Source organism: Bacillus sp. CH140a_4T, assembly GCF_008923725.1.
GTDB lineage: Bacteria > Bacillota > Bacilli > Bacillales > Bacillaceae_G > Bacillus_A.
The window spans coordinates 160,599-181,746 of the sequence record NZ_WBPF01000022.1; the positions used below are offsets into that span (position 1 = coordinate 160,599).

Annotated in this window: 23 protein-coding genes and 1 other RNA gene; 4 read left to right on the forward strand and 20 right to left on the reverse strand. The window is 35.7% G+C overall.

The genetic code is table 11. The annotated features are described in order from the left end of the window. Positions 1-22: 22 nt before the first annotated feature. From F8162_RS27095 to psiE, 6 genes are all read right to left on the reverse strand, one after another. Positions 23-262: a DUF3947 family protein gene (locus tag F8162_RS27095; protein WP_151632211.1), complete on the reverse strand. Its 240-nt coding sequence runs from the start codon at positions 260-262 to the stop codon at positions 23-25. A 100-nt stretch (positions 263-362) separates the two neighbouring features. Further along, complete coding sequence (locus F8162_RS27100; RefSeq protein ID WP_076541675.1) at positions 363-596, reverse strand: DUF3955 domain-containing protein; 234 nt, start codon at positions 594-596, stop codon at positions 363-365. 159 nt (positions 597-755) lie between these two features. After that, entirely contained in the window at positions 756-1,949 is a 1,194-nt protein-coding gene (locus tag F8162_RS27105) for an MFS transporter (protein ID WP_151632208.1), read from the reverse strand. A gap of 5 nt (positions 1,950-1,954) precedes the next feature. After that, positions 1,955-3,502 carry an ABC-F family ATP-binding cassette domain-containing protein gene (locus F8162_RS27110; protein ID WP_151632206.1) on the reverse strand — a complete coding sequence of 516 codons (1,548 nt, stop codon included), beginning with the start codon at positions 3,500-3,502 and terminating at the stop codon, positions 1,955-1,957. Between the two features lie 436 nt (positions 3,503-3,938). Then, the gene (gene speG, locus F8162_RS27115) at positions 3,939-4,454 is read right to left on the reverse strand and encodes a spermidine N1-acetyltransferase (RefSeq protein ID WP_151632204.1); all 516 of its coding nucleotides are present in this window, start codon (positions 4,452-4,454) and stop codon (positions 3,939-3,941) included. Positions 4,455-4,594: 140 nt separating this feature from the next. Next, positions 4,595-4,999 (reverse strand): phosphate-starvation-inducible protein PsiE, encoded by a 405-nt coding sequence (gene psiE, locus F8162_RS27120; RefSeq protein WP_151632202.1) that lies wholly within the window; start codon positions 4,997-4,999, stop codon positions 4,595-4,597. A gap of 294 nt (positions 5,000-5,293) precedes the next feature. Here psiE and F8162_RS27125 point away from each other — a divergent pair, with 294 nt between their 5' ends. Next, the gene (locus F8162_RS27125; RefSeq protein WP_151632200.1) at positions 5,294-5,851 is read left to right on the forward strand and encodes a cysteine hydrolase family protein; all 558 of its coding nucleotides are present in this window, start codon (positions 5,294-5,296) and stop codon (positions 5,849-5,851) included. A 40-nt stretch (positions 5,852-5,891) separates the two neighbouring features. Here F8162_RS27125 and F8162_RS27130 read toward each other — a convergent pair whose 3' ends face one another. After that, complete coding sequence (locus tag F8162_RS27130; RefSeq protein WP_151632198.1) at positions 5,892-6,326, reverse strand: Lrp/AsnC family transcriptional regulator; 435 nt, start codon at positions 6,324-6,326, stop codon at positions 5,892-5,894. Between the two features lie 282 nt (positions 6,327-6,608). Then, positions 6,609-7,040 carry an Lrp/AsnC family transcriptional regulator gene (locus tag F8162_RS27135; RefSeq protein ID WP_025709812.1) on the reverse strand — a complete coding sequence of 144 codons (432 nt, stop codon included), beginning with the start codon at positions 7,038-7,040 and terminating at the stop codon, positions 6,609-6,611. A gap of 167 nt (positions 7,041-7,207) precedes the next feature. On the opposite strand from F8162_RS27135, the gene F8162_RS27140 reads away from it, so the two are divergent. The 3 genes from F8162_RS27140 (at position 7,208) to F8162_RS27150 (ending at position 9,698) form a co-directional block, all read left to right on the forward strand. Next, positions 7,208-7,789 carry a beta-class carbonic anhydrase gene (locus F8162_RS27140; RefSeq protein WP_076541667.1) on the forward strand — a complete coding sequence of 194 codons (582 nt, stop codon included), beginning with the start codon at positions 7,208-7,210 and terminating at the stop codon, positions 7,787-7,789. A 55-nt stretch (positions 7,790-7,844) separates the two neighbouring features. Beyond that, entirely contained in the window at positions 7,845-8,294 is a 450-nt protein-coding gene (gene cynS, locus F8162_RS27145; protein ID WP_029443571.1) for a cyanase, read from the forward strand. Positions 8,295-8,417: 123 nt separating this feature from the next. Continuing rightward, complete coding sequence (locus F8162_RS27150) at positions 8,418-9,698, forward strand: purine/pyrimidine permease (protein ID WP_151632196.1); 1,281 nt, start codon at positions 8,418-8,420, stop codon at positions 9,696-9,698. Positions 9,699-9,834: 136 nt separating this feature from the next. Here F8162_RS27150 and F8162_RS27155 read toward each other — a convergent pair whose 3' ends face one another. The 12 genes from F8162_RS27155 to F8162_RS27210 form a co-directional block, all read right to left on the reverse strand. After that, positions 9,835-10,587 carry an ABC transporter ATP-binding protein gene (locus F8162_RS27155; protein ID WP_151632194.1) on the reverse strand — a complete coding sequence of 251 codons (753 nt, stop codon included), beginning with the start codon at positions 10,585-10,587 and terminating at the stop codon, positions 9,835-9,837. Next, the gene (locus F8162_RS27160; RefSeq protein WP_137052376.1) at positions 10,584-11,648 is read right to left on the reverse strand and encodes an iron chelate uptake ABC transporter family permease subunit; all 1,065 of its coding nucleotides are present in this window, start codon (positions 11,646-11,648) and stop codon (positions 10,584-10,586) included. The genes F8162_RS27155 and F8162_RS27160 overlap by 4 nt, the downstream gene beginning before the upstream one ends. Continuing rightward, complete coding sequence (locus F8162_RS27165; protein WP_151632192.1) at positions 11,645-12,661, reverse strand: ABC transporter permease; 1,017 nt, start codon at positions 12,659-12,661, stop codon at positions 11,645-11,647. The genes F8162_RS27160 and F8162_RS27165 overlap by 4 nt, the downstream gene beginning before the upstream one ends. A gap of 19 nt (positions 12,662-12,680) precedes the next feature. Further along, positions 12,681-13,700: a siderophore ABC transporter substrate-binding protein gene (locus F8162_RS27170; protein ID WP_151632190.1), complete on the reverse strand. Its 1,020-nt coding sequence runs from the start codon at positions 13,698-13,700 to the stop codon at positions 12,681-12,683. 390 nt (positions 13,701-14,090) lie between these two features. Beyond that, on the reverse strand, positions 14,091-14,768 hold the full coding sequence (locus tag F8162_RS27175) for a response regulator transcription factor (RefSeq protein ID WP_151632188.1): 678 nt from the start codon (positions 14,766-14,768) through the stop codon (positions 14,091-14,093). A 376-nt stretch (positions 14,769-15,144) separates the two neighbouring features. After that, positions 15,145-15,499: a transfer-messenger RNA gene (gene ssrA, locus F8162_RS27180) on the reverse strand. Positions 15,500-15,625: 126 nt separating this feature from the next. Continuing rightward, positions 15,626-16,093: an SsrA-binding protein gene (gene smpB, locus F8162_RS27185; protein ID WP_001123922.1), complete on the reverse strand. Its 468-nt coding sequence runs from the start codon at positions 16,091-16,093 to the stop codon at positions 15,626-15,628. Positions 16,094-16,219: 126 nt separating this feature from the next. Next, positions 16,220-18,652, reverse strand: coding sequence for a ribonuclease R (gene rnr, locus F8162_RS27190; RefSeq protein WP_151632183.1), 2,433 nt, complete (start codon positions 18,650-18,652; stop codon positions 16,220-16,222). A 142-nt stretch (positions 18,653-18,794) separates the two neighbouring features. Continuing rightward, positions 18,795-19,535 (reverse strand): carboxylesterase, encoded by a 741-nt coding sequence (gene estA, locus F8162_RS27195; RefSeq protein WP_165615090.1) that lies wholly within the window; start codon positions 19,533-19,535, stop codon positions 18,795-18,797. A 162-nt stretch (positions 19,536-19,697) separates the two neighbouring features. Then, positions 19,698-19,931 carry a preprotein translocase subunit SecG gene (gene secG / locus F8162_RS27200; RefSeq protein WP_000557263.1) on the reverse strand — a complete coding sequence of 78 codons (234 nt, stop codon included), beginning with the start codon at positions 19,929-19,931 and terminating at the stop codon, positions 19,698-19,700. A 94-nt stretch (positions 19,932-20,025) separates the two neighbouring features. Further along, positions 20,026-20,718: an LrgB family protein gene (locus tag F8162_RS27205; protein ID WP_000078299.1), complete on the reverse strand. Its 693-nt coding sequence runs from the start codon at positions 20,716-20,718 to the stop codon at positions 20,026-20,028. After that, the gene (locus F8162_RS27210) at positions 20,715-21,083 is read right to left on the reverse strand and encodes a CidA/LrgA family holin-like protein (RefSeq protein WP_151632181.1); all 369 of its coding nucleotides are present in this window, start codon (positions 21,081-21,083) and stop codon (positions 20,715-20,717) included. Before F8162_RS27210 ends, F8162_RS27205 begins: the two co-directional genes overlap by 4 nt. Positions 21,084-21,148 lie beyond the last annotated feature (65 nt).

The following is a 21,148-nucleotide window of genomic DNA, read 5'->3' on the forward strand; positions in this document are numbered from 1 at the left end:
GACTCTTATCAGTCGCTTTCTTTCATAAGAAGTATGTCCCGCCATATGGAATGGAGAATAAACCCGCTGGATGCACATCGTAATGTACAATTTGCATCGGAGGCTGTGAGTACGACATATACTGCCCTTGCATCATTTGTGCAAAATATGCTTGCTGCTGCATTTGAATCGCTTGATTCACAGCATGAATTGTCCCCTGTGCTCCTGCCAAAGTAATAGCTGCTCCCACTTGTCTACCACTATAAGAATAATGATTCATCATGATTCAGCTCACTTATTATTTTTCTTCCATATAGTATGTTCCTATTTTATAGTGAGTATTTTGTCCTGATTAATGGATCCCTCACTACTTAAACTTCATTTTATCTATTACTTTTTTTCAGCTTTGAAGTAATAAATCCAAATAGTAATACACCAATACCACTAAAGAACAATACATAACTTATCGGTACTAAGAAAAAGAAAGGTTCTTCAAGGAATCCATTCGCTCCCACTTTACTGTTTGAAGCATGTATAGCTAAAGAAATGATCGCTAAAATCATGAAAGAAATAGCTACTACGTATTTATTTATCATTTCACATTCTCCTCTATTCATATAATTACCCTTAGATTATTAACATCATATTACCTAAAATAAAATCATTCGTCAATAATTATTTATTGTTTTACAATAAATAATTATTGACTATTATAAATAGAAAAAGGTTTATGAAGCACCTTAAATTGCCTCACAAACCTTTTCAAACATAAATATTTACACTTCAAACCTCTTGCTTACTACAACATAAATCGCATACAATAGCACGAATATCCCAGCATAAATTAACAAAATTTCTACACTAAACATATCAGCCAATGGACCAAATATTATCATTCCTAAAGGAAGCGCGCATGAATTAGCGATTTGTACAAGACTAAACATTCGTCCGTGCATAGAAGGTTCTACTTTTTCCTGCAATAACACGGTAACCGCTGTATTGAAGCACGGCATTGTTATACCAATTAAAAAGTTAAATACTAAATACACAATAAATACCGGAGCAATCCCTAGTCCAATCATAAGCAGTCCATACAACGCACAAGCTAGTGCTGTTGTATGCATACGATTACGGAAACCACCCCATGCCGCAATCAATACGCCACCAGCTGCCGCCCCCGCACTAAAAGTCATCTCACTAGCAGTAAGTCTCCACATTTCTGCACCGAAAGAACGAGTTACCATTAAAGGTGTTAAAAAGGCGGCTGGACTTATTAAAATCATGACAATGATTAATAAAACGAGTAGCCTTTTAATCAATTCATTTTCTTTTAAATAAGCAAATCCTTCTTTTATGCCTTGTAGATTAGATTTTTGCTTGCCCTCTGCATTCACATGTCCTTCCACTTGAATGATAAACATAATACTAATTCCAATCGTAGCCGTAATAACATCAATAAAAAATGTCGTTTCAATGCTAGCAATAGAAAGAATTGCAGCACTTGCTGCTGGAGAAAGAAACATAATTAAAGATGTAATACTGCTATTTATCCCATTTACTTTCATAAGATAATCTTTCGGAACGATTTGTGGGATTAACGCATTCACAGCTGGCGTTTGTATACCTGTCCCAGCTGATCGAATGAGTAGTACTATAAAAAGTAACCAAATACTTTTATATCCTGTTAAAAATAAAACTGCTAAAACTAACGTAGCAATTGCTATAACCCCGTCCGATAACATAATCATCTTTTTACGGTCATAACGATCAATCCAAACACCCGCAAATAAAGAAATCGCAATTTGTGGTAAGAAACCGCAAACGGTTGAAATGGTCAACATTAACCCTGACGATGTCGTTAAGGTGATATACCATATAATCGCGTATTGTACGAGAGATGAACCGAATAACGAAATCGTTTGAGCGGTCAAAAATAATATAATTTTCGTTTTCCAATTGTTTTCAATCATATGCTTCACACCCCCTTAACTAATCCTGTCTCTATATTAAAAATACTATCTGCCCAATCAAGATAAAAACTTGCTTCGTGAGATACGAGTATAATGCTACCTTTAAACTGAATGAGTGCCTTTTGCAAAGCCCCCTTCGCTTCTGCATCTAAATGATTTGTCGGTTCATCTAAGATTAAGAAATTACAAGGTGATAATAATAATCCGCATAATTTAACCTTTGATTGTTCACCACCACTCAACGTACGAATTTCTTGTGAAACATGAGTATCCTTCACACCACATGCAGCTAAATGATGACGTATCTCCTTCACATTTAGTTTAGGAAACTGTTCTGAAATAATTTGCAGCGGCGTTAAAGAATCGTTGTTCCAATTCAGATTTTGCTCATAATATCCAATCTTTATTTGCTCTGAGAAGTGAAATGCTCCGGCAATACTAGAAATAGTTCCAACGATTGTTTTTAATAAAGTAGATTTCCCTACTCCGTTGAACCCTGTAATAACAAGTTTTTGCCCACCCATCACTGAAAAATTCAATTTTGGTAAGAGAGCAAAATCGTAACCAACTTCAAGATTATTTACTTCAAGAACTGTCTGAACTGAAATGGGAAGCTCCTGAAAATAAATATACGGTTTATGAGTAAAACTTGGTGGCGCAATTCTTTCCATACGTTGCAACTGCTTCCTACGCCCTTGCGCTATTTTTGAATTCACTCCAGCAATATTTCTACGAATATACTCTTCCGTTTTTTCAATTTTCTTTTGCTGTGCATAGTATTGGCGAATATAATCTTTTCGCAAATGCTCCTTTTGTCTTACAAAATCTGAGTATTTGCCGTAATACTTCTTCACCGTTCCAAACTCTATATCACATATGCAAGAAGTCACTTTTTCTAGAAAGTCAAAATCATGTGACACGACAATAAACGCCCCTTCAAAATTCACTAAATAATTAGCAAGCCATTCAACATGCTCTTTATCAAGAAAGTTTGTCGGTTCATCTAGTAATAAAATAGTAGGCTCTTCTAATAAAAGCTTTGCTAAAATTACCTTCGCCCGTTGTCCTCCGCTTAATTCATCAATAACACGATCCATCCCAATCGCATCAATACCTAAACCGGCTGCCACCTTATTTATTACGCTGTCTACTGAATAAAAATCACGAGCCTCAAGCTGTTCTTGTATTTCAGCTGCTTTCAATAGTTGATTCTCATCTCCAGTCATCGCACTTTCTTCATATAACTGATTCATTCTCTTTTCCATTTCAAACAAATCATAAAAGGCTCGCTTTACATACTGTGAAATGGTATAGCTCCCATCAATTTCTGCATATTGATCAAGATGTCCAATTTGAATATTAGGTTGCCACTTAATGCTCCCCTTATCAGAAATAATTTCCCCCACCAATATTTTCATTAATGTGCTTTTCCCTGCACCATTCTGTCCAACAATCCCCATATGTTCCCCTTTATACAAATCAAAAGAAGCATTTTCGTATAATACTTTATCTATAAAACTATGTGATAAACGTTCAACTTTAAGTAAACTCATTTTTATTCCTCTTTTCCTGAAATTAAAAAAAGCAGAGAGATAGCGTCATTCGACACTAGCCCTCTGCTTCGTGGTTTTTCCCATACTACTCCAATTTACAGTAAAAGCTCATTGGAATAATATACACAAAGGGCCATAGACAAAGCATTGTCTATGGCCCCTTAATCTATTTTATACATCAACTGAAAAACCATAACCAAATAAGCATAGATAAACTATACTTTTTTAGAAAAGTTATTCAGTCGATGAATATAGGGATTTATACCCCTTGATTAAGCTCCGTACAACGCTTCATCGTATACATTTGTGCGGAGCAAAGTTTTCTAATGAGTTTTACAAATTTTATATAAAGCATGTTCTGCACCTTCCTTAATACTTAAAAGGGATTTTAGCATACAGTTTTACGAAGCGTCAACATTACCTCCAAATCATTCAACTACTTATTTTTAAAATATTCCTTCTGGAACATACACATTCTTATCGCATTATGATAGTTACCATCAACGAAAAACTCGTCTAAAAGCTCGCCTTCCACTATAAATCCAACCTTTTTATACACATGGACTGCTTTCTCATTTTCTTTATCCACAACTAAATAAATCTTATGCATATTTAATACAGAAAAAGCGTAATCCATCGCTAAACGCGTCGCTTCTGCTGCGTAGCCATGCCCTTGATAATTAGGATCAATAATAATTTGGAATTCAGTTCTTCGGTGAATATAATCGATTTCCACTAATTCGACCAATCCAACCATCTCATTATCTTTCTCAACGATAAATCGGCGTTCACTTTGATCATGTATATGTTTATCGTATAAATCCTGCAGCTCCACAAATGCCTCATACGGCTCTTCAAACCAATACGACATAATATGTGCATTATTATTAAGTTCGTGTACAAACTTTAAATCTTCCCGTTCTAAAGGACGTAACCTTAATTCCTGACTCATTGCTATAACCTCCAAGTAAAAGAAACCTCTTCACTTAATGTCTCAATTTTTTTCAATTTCAAACGCCCTATTTGTATTGTAAACTTTCAAGCAACTTGAAGGTCAAGACATAAAAAATAGTGCAAGCTACGCCTGCACTACTACTCTTTTCTCAAATCTCTCATATTCGATATGTATAAAGCAACGACTAAAACGAGAATGGATCCCGCATATAACAACGTCTCCATCGGTTCCTCATGAGATACAATAATTAATCGAATTAAAGCCGTAATTCCGATATAAATAAAATAACGTAACGGAAAATGATAATTCGACTTAAAATACTTAATAATCAATGCGATGAACTCGAAGTATAAGAAGTAGACGATAATACTTTCAACCAATTTATACGATGTATACTCCTTTTCCGAAAAGATATACTGCACAAATGTAATTGTCTCATTCACTAAGAAAATCGATAACACAATGGATAATATAATTAAAGCTATATTTAATATCCATTGCAAAACACTAGCTATAAGATGATCGATATTAAACGACTTCATTTTATCTTTAAACTCCCCTTCGTGTAAGTACGTATTTATTATAGCAAAATTATACTTACAAAAGTGTTAAATCAAATATGTTCGTCCTCTTTCACTATCACTTCACCATCCTGATATTGACGTTTAATATAGCCGTTTCCCCAATCTTTACTTTGTATCTTTTAGCTTTTTCGCAATGAAACTATATGCGTTAAAATCGTTTCATGACATTATTACCTGCACATACCTATACTTTATATAATAACGGTACAGTACAAACAACGTACTGTACAAATATATGTGGGGGGATTAACTATGAACGAAGCGTTACTATTAGTCGACATACAAAATGATTACTTTAAAGGCGGCAATATGGAATTGCATCACCCTGAAAAAGCTGCACAAAAAGCGCAAGAAGTCTTGAAAGTATTTCGTAAAAAACATAAAACAGTTATTCACGTACAACATATTGCGAACAATGAAGGAGCTACTTTCTTCTTACCTAAAACAGTAGGTGTTCAAATTCATGATGATGTACAGCCAATCGCTAACGAAAGAGTCGTACAAAAACATCACCCTAACAGTTTTTTAAGAACCAATTTATTTGAAACATTAAAGAAGGAAAAAATAGATCAACTAGTCATTTGCGGTATGATGACTCATGTATGTATTGATGCAACAGTACGTGCTGCCAGTGATTTAGGATTTCAATGTGTTGTAATTGAAGATGCTTGTACAACAAAAGATTTAGAATTTCAAGGAAATCTGATCCCCGCAGTACACGCTCATCAATCGTTCATGAGTTCGTTAGAGTTTGGTGATATTTATGCAAAAATCATGTCAGCAAACTGTTTTATAAACAAGAGCAAATAAAGAATTACAGTTCCATATAAAAAAAGAAAGAATAAATCTCTTATTCTTTCTTTTTTTCAATTGTCTTAATGACAGTATTTATACGATAATCACCATAATGTAAAACATCTGCAAGAGTCTCTTCTAATTGTTGATGTGAAGATGTGTGAAGAATCATGATATAACAGCCATCGCCACTTATACGATACATTTCAGTAATTACGTCCATTTTTTCAAAAAAGGTTTGAATTTGCTTATGATAATGTGGTGCATGCAGAAATAGTGTAACAAACGTCATAATAGACCCTTCTAACTTAGCCCTGTCGATATCTATCGTATATTTTCGAATGACACCTGCCTCTTCTAATTTATTAATTCGTTTCCCAACAGCCTGGCCAGTCAAATGTACTCTCTCTCCAATTTCCTTCCAGTTCATTCTAGCGTTTTCTTGTAGTAACTTTATAATTTTAAAGTCTGTTGAATCAAACATAGACATCCCCTTCCTATAAGAATCCCTTCTATAAGATCTTCATTTCCCCTACAATTCATCTTAAAAACCTTTACAATGCACTTGATTAACTCTATTAAGAATTACATTATTGTTAACGGCTTTCCTTCTTCCTTACAATGTATTTTTTAACAGCTTTAAAAAAGCCTTACTACACATAAATTGTAGTAAGGCTCTGACTATTTAAGATAAAAATTAAAAGACTTTATTATCTCTATACAAATAAGGTTTAGCAAATAATGTTACTATCTCCTCCAAAGAAAAGAAACCTTATTTCAACTTTCCTATTGATAAGTTAACACGATAATTCCCGTATTTTAATAGTCGTCCTAGAAAGTTATCTAAGTCTTCGTTGGAAGCAAAATGTGTTTTTAATAAATAACACCCCTCACCACTTATACGGTGTACTTCAGAAACCCCTTCTTCTCCTTGAAAGAAATTCATAAACTCTTGGTGATTAGCTGTTGTTACGAACAAAGTAACAAATGCAGTCACTACTTGTCCTAATTTGATTCGGTTTATTGCAATTGTATACTGTTCAATAATCCCTAAATCCTCTAATCTTCGAATTCGATTTCCTACGGCCTGCCCCGTCATATGTATTTTTTGGCCAAGCTCTTTCCATTGTATTCTTGAGTTTTCTCCTAATAATTTCAGTATCTCAAAATCTGTTTGATCAATGATATAAACCAATCCTTTCACCGTGAAAGTAGAAAGCCCGAAAGTGTTTCGCCAACTTATTCTGCTTATCGATACAATTCACTATACTTAGTTTATCCTCTTACATCACATTATTTATCAGTTATATTTACTTATAACACAGAGGACGCAACAAAAAAATACATCTAGATTTAAAGGAGGTTACAAATATGTTATTACAAGAAATTCTATCGTTCAATGAACAATTTGTAGAAAATAAGGAATACGCTCCTCGTGAAGCGACAAAAATGCCTAAAAAACGTATGGTTGTTGTTTCTTGCATGGATGCTCGTTTAATTGAGCTACTTCCAAAAGCTTTAGATATACACGATGGTGATGCAAAAGTCATCAGAAATGCAGGTGGTAAAATTGCTTCTGCTTTCGATAGTGTTATGCAAAGTGTTGTCGCGTCAGTATACGATTTAAATGCAGATGAAATCTTCCTTATTGGACACCATAGATGTGGTGCGAGCCAAACGAATCCAAAAGGAACACTCCAAAAAATATTAGATCGTGGAGTAGCTTCCCCAGAAATTTTATCAGCGATTGAATATGCTGGTGTTGACCTTAAAAAATGGTTATTCGGATTCGATGATGTTTGCGATTCAACACAAGCTAATGTTGATTTAGTAAGAAATCACCCACTTATTCCAAAAGATGTTCCTGTACACGGTTTAGTTATTGACCCTCACACAGGTAAATTAGATGTAGTGGTTGATGGATATAAAGCGTTAAATAGTGAAGCAAAATAATAATTATTACGTACATGAAGGGAAGTTATGAGATATGAAAAAACAAGTATTAGATATGAATAGACAAGAAGCTACGCAAAAAATTCTAGCGGCAAAAATTAAAAAAGGGTTAACTTGGGAAGAAATTGCAAAAGTAAGTGAAAACTCTGAGACTTGGGTTGTAACAGCGTTATTAGGACAAGCTACAATGACACGTCCAGAAGCAGAAAAAATCGGTAAACTATTAGAATTAGATGAAGAAGTAGTTCAAGCATTAACAGTAGTTCCACTTCGTGGCCAAGTAATGGAAATGCCTCCTACTGACCCGATTGCATATCGTTTATATGAAATGATGTTACAATATGCACCAACTATTAGAGAGTTAATCTTAGAAAAAGCGGGCGAAGGTGTAATGAGTGCGATTAACTTCAACCTAGGTGTGGATACACAAGAAGATCCAAAAGGTGGCGATCCTCGTATCGTGATTACACTTAACGGGAAATTCTTACCATTCCGTACATGGTAAATAATCAAAAAATTCATCTATATAATTAAAGTAATTTTATAGATTTACAAAATCCATCCTTTCTAACTATGTAAAAAGGATGGATTTTAACTATGAAATTCTTTTTCGGCAAAGGAGAATAATATGAATAAAAAACACTTTGATACGAGTTTTAGTATTCTACAATGGTTTGTGTTTCTATTAGCAAATGCAATTGCATTACCTATCATTATTGGTGGCATATTCCATTTACCAATAGAAGATATCTCAACATTAATGCAGCGGACTTTTTTAGTCGTGGGAGTAAGTTCGTTTCTACAAGCGTGGTTTGGGCACCGTTACCCCATTGCGGACGGGCCAGCCGGTTCATGGGTAAGTATATTTGTCATATTGGGACAAGTCGCTATGCATCAGGGACAAAGTGCAAAAGACGTGTTGCAACTTTTAGAAGGCGGATTAATTATTGCAGGTATATTACTCTTCGTTCTTGGTATAACAGGGCTTGTTCATCGAATCTTACGTTTATTTACCCCTTTAGTTACAGGAACTTTTCTTTTAATATTATCACTTCAGCTTAGTGGTGTGTTACTAAAAGGAATGATGGGATTACAAGGATCTGCAACTCATCCTGACTATACAACAGCTACTATTGCGCTCTTTGTTTTTGCCCTTATTACTTTCTTATCAATTAAAGGGAAAGGATGGATGAAAAGTTACGCTGTGTTACTTGGAATTTCATGTGGTTGGCTTTTGTATGCAGTATTAGGAAAATCATCTCATATGCCCTCACATACAACGCTAGTTAAGTTACCAGAGATATTTGCTTGGGGCACACCTAGATTCGATATTGGAATGATTCTAACTTCGACTTTATTTACCTTTCTTTTAATTGCAAATACAATTGCTGCTATTTCGGCTGTAAAACAAGTGGCTCCGCTATCTAAAGAAAATGAAAAGCAAACACTGAACCGTGGTGTATGGGTCGGAGGTATATCACATATTATCTCGTCATTGTTCTCTACAATTGGAATTGTACCATTACCTGCATCAGCAGGATTTATTCAACTAACAGGTCAAAAAAAAGTGAAGTCGTTCCTTATAGCAAGTCTTATATTAGCAGGTATTTCTTTTATCCCCTCAATTGTAAACTTTATATCCTTGCTACCAGGTCCTATTGCTAATGCTGCACTTTTAGCTACATTTGTCCAAGTAATAGGCATTTCATTTCAATCCATTTTACGTGAAGAATTAAAGCAACGCCGATTCACTATATTAGGAATTTCATTATTAATCAGTTTTGGTATAATGTTTCTTCCAGAAAGTGCATTTAGCGGAGCCCCTTCTTCCTTACAATATGTTTTAAGTAACGGATTACTCGTAGGTACTATGATTGTTATTTTGTTAGAACAGTTTTGGAAAGAGTAAAATTTGTGATTAAGTAAAAAAGCGCCCTGCTTACAGGGCGCTTTTTTATACCTAATGACTAATACTAGCAGTTGGGTATAATGTTGTTCCTCCAATTGAAACTTTTATTTCATTTGTTAATGGAACATTTTATTCATTAATAAACAGCGATTGGCCCATAAGGACCTTTGATAATTTCTATTTTCGTTTCAAAAATATCTGTTAAAATTGTTGGGTCCATAACCTCTTCTACTGTTCCAAAAGCAGCAATTTGTCCATCTTTCATAGCACAAATTTTATCAGAGTATTTAGCTGCAAAATTTATGTCATGCATAACAGTCAAAATTGTTCTTCCGAATTCATTAGCTGCACGTCTCAAATGCTCCATCATTTGAACAGAGCGCGCAACATCAAGGTTGTTCAGAGGCTCGTCCAATAGCACATATTCAGTCTCTTGGCACAATACCATCGCTACATATGCCCTTTGTCTTTGACCACCAGAAAGCTCATCTAAATATCTATTCTCTAAACTAGTTAAATCTAAGAAATCGATATATTTAGAAATGATAACCTCATCTTCTTTAGTTAATCTTCCCTTTGAATAAGGAAAGCGCCCAAATCCAACTAATTGTCTAACAGTAAGCCTCGTTACAAAATGATTTTCTTGTCGCAATATAGTCAAAATTTTTGCTAAGTCTTTTGATTTGGATTCAGAAACATCCATATTCGCTACCTGAATTTGACCTTCATCCATATCTAAAAGTCTTCCAATCATCAAAAGTGTCGTAGACTTTCCAGCGCCATTTGGTCCAATTAAAGAAGTAAAGCCCGCTTTTGGTATTTCAATATCCAAAGGTCCTATTCTCACCTTATCAGTATAGAACTTTTTAACATTATCTATTTTTATCATAAAGCCCTCTTCCTTAAAACTATAGTTAAGAATATGATTCCACCAAATAATTCAATAATAACTGAAACTACACCTTGAGCATGGAATACATGATACATTAAAAAGTATGCACTCGTCATTATTAAAAATCCTATAGCAAAAGCCATTGGGAAAATATATCTATGATCATAAGTTGACGCCGCCTGATAACTCAAAGTTGCTACTAAAAAGCCGTAGAAAGTAAGTGGCCCAATTAGAGCTGTTGAGATAGACATCAAAATAGCAACTAACACAAGCGTATAAATTACACTAGGTTGATATTTAACCCCAAAAGAAGTAGCAACATCCTTTCCTAATGACAAAACATTCAACTTCTTAGAATGAGCAAAAATTAATACTGCTACAATTATGATCATAGGAATTACAATAGGAAAATATGCAGGGTCTGCATGATTAACAGAACCAAATAATCTCGCTTGTAAAATATCAAATTCTGAAGGCGCAAGTAGTTTTCTCATGAAAGTTGACACAGAATTTAGCCCGGTACCAATAATAATTCCAACTAAAAGCATAAGTTGTAAATTCCCGTATTTACCGGAAAGTAACCATCCATAAAGTATCAAACTCATGAAGACCATCACAACAACTTGAAATAAAAATGATCCAATTCCATTAAAATTTATTAATGCACTAGCACCAAAGAAGAATATTGTACTCGTTTGAATTGCTGAATAAAGTGATTCGAAACCTAAAAGTGAAGGAGTAATAATCTTATTATTCGTAATAGATTGGAAAGCAACTGTCGATAAGCTATGGCAAACTGCAGCAATAATCATCGCAACAATAGCTACTATCCTTCTCTTAACAACTGGGATAAAAGAAGGTGAATCTATCGGAACTGGGTTGTTATAAACTAAAAGTCCATATGAAGAAAGGAGACCTAAAGCAATCAATGTTATGAGTAAAATCCAATAACGTCTTGCTTCCTTTTTAGAACGAAAAGCACTAGCTGATCTACTTTCATTATGAAGGCTAGAATCGATTTCGACATTTTCTTTATTTTTATAGTCTAATGTGATCATCGCAGCCTCCTTGGTTTTCTTTGTCTCAATAGAATAGTAATAAACACGACCGCTCCCACTGTTGCAAGTATTAAAGAAACAGGTACTTCAAAAGGCTTTATAATTGTTCGAGAAATGATGTCACAGGCAGTTATTGTCCCCATTCCAATCACACAAACCCAAGGTAAATTACTTCTAAGATCATCACCTCTAAACATGGAAACAATATTTGGCACAATTAATCCCAAGAAAGGTAAGTGTCCAATAACAGCTGCAACAATTCCAACCGCAACAGAGATAAGGCCCGTCCCAAAAAGAACAATTCTATTGTAATTAACGCCAAGGCTTGTTGCGACATCTTCTCCTAGTCCAGCTAAAGTCAATCTATTCGCATACATAAAAATAAGCAAAGTAATGATAACAATCAGCCATAAATATTCATACCTTCCCACCTGAATGTTAGCAAATGAACCTACGAACCAAGTTTCAATACTTTGCGTCATTTGAAAAAGAAGTCCCAAAAAAGTAGACACTGCAGAAATAACTGCTCCGAGCATCAATCCAATAATCGGGACAATTAAAGACGAACGAAGCTTAACTCTTCTTAAAAATAGAAAGAAAATCATAGTTCCTATAAAAGAAAAAATGATTGCACCAGTCATTCTTTGAACTAAAGTCGGGGCAGGAAATAATAAATACACAAAAAGCAGGCCTAAGCCTGACCATTCGATAGTACCCGTTGTAGTAGGTTCAACAAAGCGATTCTGTGTAATGAGTTGCATTACGAGTCCTGCCATCGCCATTGCAGCTCCAGTAAGCATTAATGCAACTGTTCTCGGAACACGAGTGATGAAAAACATCTCCATTCCGTCCTCTTGTCCACGAAGATCATAAACTCCAGTAAACAGTGATATAACCCCTAAAATGATAACAACTATAACCGCTATTATAAAAGGTTTTGTCCATATTTTATTGTGATTATAAAACTGGGGTTGAGAAATATTCTCAACCCTAGAAATCATATTTTTTGACACTGTTTCGTACCCCTTTACACTACTTAGCTAAAGTTTTTGCAAGATTTCCAAATAACTCTACATAAGTCTGAATTGATTCATTTGTGTAAGTATCTTCTGGTGCATAAACAACTTGTTTTTTAGAAACAGCAGTTGTGTTTTGAAGAGCTGGTGATTTAGAAATAACATCCTTGGCAGGTGTTGACTTAGCTGCATCAGATGTTGCAGCATCACGATCTAATACGAAAAGCCAATCAGGATTTGTTTGTGCAATAGCTTCAACAGAAACGTCATCACCTTTATGACCTGCAGTAGAATTAGACACTTCTAATGCTGGAGTCCAACCGAAAATTTCATACATTGGTCCCCAAACACGACCAGAGTGCGGCGCAGCAAAACCAATATTCCCACCAGTAACGATAACACTCATAACTTTATCTTTTCCGTTATAAGCAGATTTTGCTTTTTCAATAGATTTATCAAAATCAGCTACTAATTGTTTAGCTTCTTTATCTTTATCAAAGATTTTTCCTAGAGTAGTTGTAGAATTTTTAAGTCCATCTACTAAATTTTTTCCAGGCGTAGTAGATTTCTCAGAAACATCAAAATTAAGATCAATAACAGCTGCATTTGGCACTAATTTTTTGATTTCTTCGTAATGATCAGCAAATCTTTGACCAACGATTACAAGGTCAGGGTTTGCCGCTGCAATAATTTCAAGATTTGGTTCGCGGTGATTCCCGATATTTTTAACTGAATCATCTTTTTTATATGCTGAATCCGCAGGCATGATATCCTTTGGAGCAGCCGCTAATTTAATTCCCCAATCAGCTAAAGTTTCAAAAGTTCTATTATCCAAAGCAACTACATTCTTTGGATTTACTGGTACTTTAACAGTTCCGTGTGCATCAGTGATTTCAACCATTTTTGGCTTATCACTACCATTCTCTTTATTAGCCTTCGACTCTTTCGTGTCATTACTTGGATTTGAGCAAGCTACTAACATTAAAGTGAAGATTGCTAAAATACTTACTAATTTTAAAAGCATAGTTTTTTTCATACGTATACTCCTTATTATGTAATTTAGTTCGAAAATGATAAAGTCCATAGATTAAATTAGATAGTAACGTTTATACATCTAAATTGCTATTGATAATCATTTTCATTTGAACATCCTGATAATAAGTATAGTCGTTAATTATGTGAAAATCTTGTGAATGGTGTGAGTTAATTAAATTAAAAATAAATTAGATAGGGCCTCAACTAAGGCGTGCTAGAGTCATCCCCTCCGCACTAACCAATAGATGCGCACCTCTTATAAAGTGAAACTTTAATCAGCCCTCACCAATCGGGCATTTAATATTTCTCAGACACTATTTGATTATCAGATTTAATAGAAAAAAACGAGTAAAACTGATAATCAAATAGTTTTACTCATTTTTTTCTACTATCAATCAACCATTGAATAGCCTCTGCCATGTATCGTTTGAATATATCTGTCTTTCTTCTCGCACTTTAACTTTTTTCTGACATACCCAATATATAAGTCTACTACATTTGGATTTACTACTACGTTATCTCCCCAAACCTGGTTCAAAAGCATTTCACGGCTCAATATTGTATTTTTATTCTTGATTAAAAATACAAGTAAATCGTACTCGCGCTTAGTAAGCACGAGGTTTTCGCCACTTTTTTTCACAATATTGCTAGATGCATCAACAAAGAGGTCTTTAAACTGAAAAAAGCTTGTCCCATTTTGCTGGATATAGTCACTTCTCCTTAAAATAGCTTGAACCCTTGCTACTAATTCTTCTTTCACAAATGGTTTTCTTATATAATCATCTGCCCCTGCTTGTAACCCTGCTATGCAATCCTTGCTAGAAATATTGTCGGTCACAATAATAATCGGCGTCGTTTTAACAAGTCGTATTTGTCTGCAAATTTCTGGTCCGGACATACTTAATGAATCCCAGTCCAATATGATAATATCCCAATCTTGTTCGTATACTATATTTAAACCTTGGTTTTCATTGTGAAGTTTTAAAATGAAATGGCCTTCTTGCGTTAGACCGCTTACGATTTTCTTCGCTAAAGACCTTTCATTCTTAATTACTAACACCTGCCTCACCGATGGTTCACCTCTACTTCAATATAACTTGGTTAGATAAAAAATTATCTCAAAAAAATAATTTAAGATTTATACATATTAAATTCCTAAAAAAACCATTATAACAGCTTATTAGGAGAACTCTATATAATCTTACAATAGATACGGGTGAAAACACAAAAGATATGAAGATTTAAATATAGACCATGTAATCATTAAAGGTATCTATAGTATCTACCTGCTTATCATCAATAACGATGTTTTCATTTTCTGTTTCAAGGGTACAGTCCTCAACTTGAGTATTTTATAAATAACAAAACAAAAAGAACCATAACCTTGCCAAAATGGCAAAGTTATGGTTCATATCATACAAAATAAAAAACCACCAAATATGTATTGGTGGAGACGGTGGGAGTCGAACCCACGTCCAAAAATATCGGCACTTAAGCTTCTACGAGTGTAGTCGATATATTAGCATTTCGCGAACTCTTCGGCCTATCGACAGGCTTCCAAGTTGCTAGTCTGATTGTTCTCTTCCTTCGCCCTCAGACGGCGAACTCCGGCGTAGTCCACTTAGTTTGAGTCCCTTACCCTACCACATGGACGATGGAGGGAGGAACCTTTAGTGCAATTAAGCAGCTAAAGAAAGATTGTTTTGTTTGCCAATTATAGGCTTTGACGTTTTAACGAGGCCGATCCCCTCGACTCGCAACCTAAGCTCGAACTATCCCTGTCGAATCCGTAACGTCCCCATGATAAAAATGGAGCATACGAAGAAAATATCGTGATAGCTACTAAGAGCTGTTTTTCAATGTGCAACAATCTTACATAAGTTATTATAACATACGCGCGTCGTTTTACAAATGTAAATATCTGTATTACATCTTTTGACGATCACGGAACGCGCGTGCAATTTCACGTTTTGCTTCTTTCTCTTTTAAATCGTTACGCTTATCATATTGCTTTTTACCTTTTGCTAAACCAAGTGCCATTTTCGCGAATCCATTTTTTAAATAAATTCTAACTGGAACTAATGCGTAGCCTGTTTCTTTTGAAGCACCCGTTAACTTCTCAATTTCTTTTTTATGAAGAAGTAACTTTCTCGTGCGAAGTGGATCATGATTGAAACGATTCCCTTGCTCATATGTACTAATATGCATATTATGAACCCATACTTCACCATTATGTACACGTGCAAACGCATCTTTCAAGTTCACGCGTCCAGCGCGAATCGACTTAATTTCCGTTCCTTGAAGGACAAGCCCTGCCTCGTATGTTTCTTCGATGAAATAATCATGAAATGCTTTTTTATTTTGTGCAATAACCTTACCTGTACCCTTTGGCATATAACGTCCCTCCTCTATTTTTACTATTGTAACAAATGTGAACAAAAAGCGAAAGTGGCTCGCTCTCAAGCCACCAATAAAAAAAGAAAAAGCCCCGCTTTTCATCAAAGCGAAGCCCTCCTTTTCTTACTTACGCTTTTTCTTTTTCTTCTTGAATCCTGGTACATTTTCGAAGAATGCTTTTTTCTTCTTACCGTTACCATCTTTTTTCCCTGGCTGACTAGCGGACGTGGAAGTGGAAGCAGAAGCTGATCCTCTTCCTTTTCCTTTGCCACCACGGTCGAATTTTCTACCTGTACCACGTTCTCCGCCGCGCTCATCACTGCGCTCGCTACGTCCACCGCGTTTCTTTCTACCTGTTCTTGGCTGTTCGATAACGACTGGACGATCTTTGAACTTACGACGAGGCGTACCTTTCATGCCAACGATTTCAAAGTCGATTGCACGCTCGTCTTTGTTTACGTTAATAACGCGAATTGTAATTTCGTCTCCGATGCGGAATACGTTACCTGTACGTTCTCCGATCATTGCGAAATGTTTCTCGTCATAACGGTAGTAATCATCCGTTAAGTAGCTAACGTGTACAAGACCTTCGATTGTATTTGGAAGCTCTACGAATAAACCGAAGTTTGTTACAGAGCTAATCATACCATCATACTCTTCGCCGATCTTATCAACCATATACTCTGCTTTTTTCATTTCGTCTGTTTCACGTTCTGCTTCAACAGCACGACGTTCCATATTAGAAGAGTGCTCTGCAATTTCAGGTAAGTTTTCACGCCATTTTGCTTGTGTTTCGTTGTCGACTTTACCGTTAATAATGTATTCACGAATTAATCTATGAACGATTGTATCTGGATAACGACGAATTGGTGATGTGAAATGTGTGTAGAACTCAGTTGATAAACCGAAATGTCCTAAGCTATCCGCATCGTAACGCGCTTGCTTCATTGAACGAAGCATTACTGTTGAAATAACTACTTCTTCCGGCTGTCCTTGAACCATTTCAAGAATTTGTTGCAGCGCACGAGGATGTATTTCATTCGCACGTCCTTTTACTGCATATCCGAAGTTTGTTACAAACTCGAAGAAACGTTCCAGCTTATCTTCTTTCGGATCTTCATGGACACGGTACATGAATGGTACGTTCATCCAGTGGAAATGCTCTGCTACTGTTTCGTTCGCAACAAGCATAAATTCTTCAATTAACTTCTCTGATACAGAACGATCACGCATGACAACATCTGTCGGTTTTCCTTCTTCATCTACTAATACTTTAGCTTCTTTAAAGTCAAAGTCGATTGCACCGCGGCGCATACGTTTTTCACGTAAAATTTGTGCCAATTGCCCCATCTCTTTAAACATCGGTACGATCGGCTCATAGCGTTTGATTAACTCTTCGTCCTCATCTTCTAAAATGCTTCTTACGTCAGCATACGTCATACGCTCTGTCGTTTTAATCACACTTTGGAAAATCTCGTGCTTTACAACGTCACCTAGGTTGTTGATTTCCATTTCACAAGATAACGTCAGACGGTCTACTTTCGGGTTTAACGAACAAATACCGTTAGATAGACGATGCGGAATCATCGGAATTACACGGTCTACAAGATATACACTCGTCGCTCTCTCCGCTGCTTCTACATCAATTGGAGAACCTTCTTGAACGTAATGACTTACATCCGCGATATGAACACCAAGCTTGTAGTTACCGTTCTCAAGCTTCGTTACTGTAACAGCATCATCTAAATCTTTCGCGTCTGCACCGTCAATCGTTACGATCATTTGGTCACGCAAGTCACGGCGATCTTTTAAATCTTCTTCAGAAATCGTTTCTGGTACACTGTTTGCATGCTCCATCACTTCTTCAGGGAACGCTAAAGGTAGATGATGTTTATGGATAACTGATAAAATATCTACTCCTGGATCATTTTTATGACCTAGAATTTGAATAACTTCACCTTCTGCACTTAAACGATTCTCTGGATAACTCGTAATTTTCACAACTACTTTATGGCCTTCTACAGCACCCATTGATGCACTTTTCAAGATAAAGATATCACTCGTCCAGCGCTTATTGTCAGGTATAACAAATCCAAAGTTTTTCGATTCTGTATATGTACCAACTAGTTCTTTCGTGCCGCGCTCTAAAATACGTACAATTGAACCTTCTTGGCGTGATCCACTTGTTTGTGCGCTAACACGCGCTAATACTGTATCACCATGAAGTGCACCGTTTAACTCTGTAGGCGGGATGAAAAGATCATCATCTCCCGTTTTCTTCTCTTCTGGTACAACGAATGCAAAGCCACGTGCATGTCCAATTAATTTACCACGCACTAAATTCATCTTTTCAGGAAGACCGTAACGGTTACTACGGGTACGGATAACAAGCCCCTTCTCTTCCATCGTTACAAGTGCCTTTACAAAATCTTTAAAGCCCTCAGAACCTTCAATTCCAAATGCCTCTTCTAACTCTTGTATCGTTAGCGGTTTATACGCTTCTTCTCTCATAAATAATAACAACTTATCAATATTTTCTTGTATGATTTCTTCCAAGCAGAAATACCTCCTTTAAACCCTTATATTATTTAGTGTATCCGAAAGACTGGGGATGTATAAAGCGAAACTTTAATACTCCCCTAATGATTTTTACAGTTTTCACAAAAAATTCCTTATGAAAAAAAGAGGCAACTAGATCTTACCAATCTAGTTGCTCCAAGAAGTTATATACATCCTCATGTAGCTCGTCACGTTGCTTATCAAGTGTAATGACATGCGTAGAGTCTTCATACCATTTAATGTCTTTTAACGTAGATTCTACACCGTTATAAATAATGTTAGCACTATCTGTATTAATCATTTCATCATGACGTGCTTGTACAACAAATGTCGGTGCATAAATCATATCCACATTGTTACGTACGTCAGCAATTAATTGTTGTAATGCTTTTAATGTATTCATCGGTGTCTTTTGGAATTCCAACATTTCTTGTTCGATTTGCTCTGGTGATTTTTGCTCACGGTTTTTATATTCGCGGGCATATGCCAATATACCTTGGTACATCGTTTCTTCACTCTTAATATACATTGGTGCACACATTGGTACTACACCTAAAACCGGCACTGTATAACCTAATTTCAAAGAAAATACTCCGCCAAGTGATAATCCAACAACAGCAATTTTCTCAAAGCCTTTATCTTTTAAAAGCTGATATGCCTCCGTTACGTCTTGCCACCAATCTTCAGGACCTGTATGCACAAGCTCTTCTGGTGGTACACCGTGCCCTTTATAAATTGGTGCATGACAAGTGTAGCCTTTCTTTTCTAAGAAACGCCCTAACATACGTACATCAGCTGAGTTTCCTGTGAAACCATGTAGTAATAAAACAGCGCGGTCTCCACCCTCAAATGTAAATGGTTTCGGAGATGCTAATTTCATCATGTACTTCTCCTCTTTCTCTTCTGTAATCTAGTCGTATTCTTTCTATATCTTAGTGTACCATATTTATATTTCTATAATCTAATTAGAAACATCTTTCAAATAGCAAAATAAAAAAAGAAGAACCATTAGTACATCTTACTAACGCTTCTTCTTTCAATTCTATAAATTTAAGTACGTAACAGCAATTGTTAATACGAAGAATAGAACAGCTAAAACAATTGTAATACGGTTTAATACTGCTTCAATTCCACGTGCTTTTTGCTTACCAAATAATTGCTCTGCACCGCCTGAAATTGCACCTGAAAGGCCTGAGCTATTACTAGACTGCATAAGTACCATAACAATCATTAAAATCGATACAATAATAAGTAAAACGGATAATAACGTATGCACTTGGCGTACCTCCTACAAAGATTCAGTTATTTTAACTGTAGCATAAATTCTATAGAAAAGCGAGAGCTATAGAGTCGCTCTCGCTTTTCTTCTATTACATAAACATCATTGCAAATAACGGCCCGAGCAAACATGTCAAAATTGCTGTTAATGTCATTGTTACCGATCCAATAACACCTTCATGTTCATTATTTTTCATCGCTCTCATTACACCCATAATATGAGAAGCACATCCAAATCCGATACCTTTACCAACTGAGTTTGTAACACGGCTCCATTTTAATAAAAGCGGGCCGGTAATCGTTCCAGTAATACCTGCGATAACAACGAAAGCTGCTGTTAATGACGGTACACCACCAACTTGCTCTGAAACACTCATCGCAACTGGCATTGTCACCGATTTTGGTAAAGAAGATAAAATTAAGCTTTTATCTGTTCCCATAAGTGATGCGATGGCAAAATCACTCGCTATTGCAACTGTTGTCCCTACTAATACACCACCAGCAATCGGTACAACATATTTTTGCAGAACGTGACGTTGTTTATAAAGAGGAATGGCAAATGCTACAACACCGGGTCCCAGCAGTTTTGCAATCCAGCCACCACCGCTTTCCATATAATGTTGATATGGTATATCAAGCATGATAAATAAGAAAGCCATTAATCCTGTTGCTACAAGCATTGGAATGGTGAATGGTGTTGGAAATAATTTATAGATTTTTTTAGATAATTGGTATAATAGCACCGTAAAAAGAACCCAACCGATTCCGATTAATATTTGGCTCATCTCGATTCTCTTTCCTTTCTATTCGCAAGATATTGTCCTGTATGTCCTGCGACAATAATAATTAAAAATGTACTCGCTACAATTGTAATGAAAAGAGAAATTCCTTTACTCATAAAAAAAGCACCGTAATTCATTAGGCCAAGCGTTGGCGGAATTAATAAAAACGGCATAATAGCTACGAGTGTTTCTGCTCCTAAATCGAACCATTTCACTGGAAGAACTTTTAGGCTAAGTAAAACAATTAAGAGGAACATTCCAATCAAACTTCCTGGAATCGGAATATTTAACACTTCTTGTACCCAAGTTCCAACCATATAAAAAACGTAAAGAGCAGCAATTTGGACAAGAATCTTTGTAAATTTCATGTTCATCATCCCTCATGTTTATACGATCTTCTGTTAATATCTTTATCATAGTATAAATTGTAAAA

Bases quoted from the DNA above. Each gene is read 5' to 3' on its own strand.
- F8162_RS27095 (WP_151632211.1), bottom strand. From the start codon at position 262: ATGATGAATCATTATTCTTATAGTGGTAGACAAGTGGGAGCAGCTATT.
- F8162_RS27100 (WP_076541675.1), bottom strand. From the start codon at position 596: ATGAATAGAGGAGAATGTGAAATGATAAATAAATACGTAGTAGCTATT.
- F8162_RS27105 (WP_151632208.1), bottom strand. From the start codon at position 1,949: ATGATTGAAAACAATTGGAAAACGAAAATTATATTATTTTTGACCGCT.
- F8162_RS27110 (WP_151632206.1), bottom strand. From the start codon at position 3,502: ATGAGTTTACTTAAAGTTGAACGTTTATCACATAGTTTTATAGATAAA.
- speG (WP_151632204.1), bottom strand. From the start codon at position 4,454: ATGAGTCAGGAATTAAGGTTACGTCCTTTAGAACGGGAAGATTTAAAG.
- psiE (WP_151632202.1), bottom strand. From the start codon at position 4,999: ATGAAGTCGTTTAATATCGATCATCTTATAGCTAGTGTTTTGCAATGG.
- F8162_RS27125 (WP_151632200.1), top strand. From the start codon at position 5,294: ATGAACGAAGCGTTACTATTAGTCGACATACAAAATGATTACTTTAAA.
- F8162_RS27130 (WP_151632198.1), bottom strand. From the start codon at position 6,326: ATGTCTATGTTTGATTCAACAGACTTTAAAATTATAAAGTTACTACAA.
- F8162_RS27140 (WP_076541667.1), top strand. From the start codon at position 7,208: ATGTTATTACAAGAAATTCTATCGTTCAATGAACAATTTGTAGAAAAT.
- cynS (WP_029443571.1), top strand. From the start codon at position 7,845: ATGAATAGACAAGAAGCTACGCAAAAAATTCTAGCGGCAAAAATTAAA.
- F8162_RS27150 (WP_151632196.1), top strand. From the start codon at position 8,418: ATGAATAAAAAACACTTTGATACGAGTTTTAGTATTCTACAATGGTTT.
- F8162_RS27155 (WP_151632194.1), bottom strand. From the start codon at position 10,587: ATGATAAAAATAGATAATGTTAAAAAGTTCTATACTGATAAGGTGAGA.
- F8162_RS27160 (WP_137052376.1), bottom strand. From the start codon at position 11,648: ATGATCACATTAGACTATAAAAATAAAGAAAATGTCGAAATCGATTCT.
- F8162_RS27170 (WP_151632190.1), bottom strand. From the start codon at position 13,700: ATGAAAAAAACTATGCTTTTAAAATTAGTAAGTATTTTAGCAATCTTC.
- smpB (WP_001123922.1), bottom strand. From the start codon at position 16,093: ATGCCAAAGGGTACAGGTAAGGTTATTGCACAAAATAAAAAAGCATTT.
- estA (WP_165615090.1), bottom strand. From the start codon at position 19,535: ATGAAATTAGCATCTCCGAAACCATTTACATTTGAGGGTGGAGACCGC.
- F8162_RS27205 (WP_000078299.1), bottom strand. From the start codon at position 20,718: ATGAGCCAAATATTAATCGGAATCGGTTGGGTTCTTTTTACGGTGCTA.
- F8162_RS27210 (WP_151632181.1), bottom strand. From the start codon at position 21,083: ATGAAATTTACAAAGATTCTTGTCCAAATTGCTGCTCTTTACGTTTTT.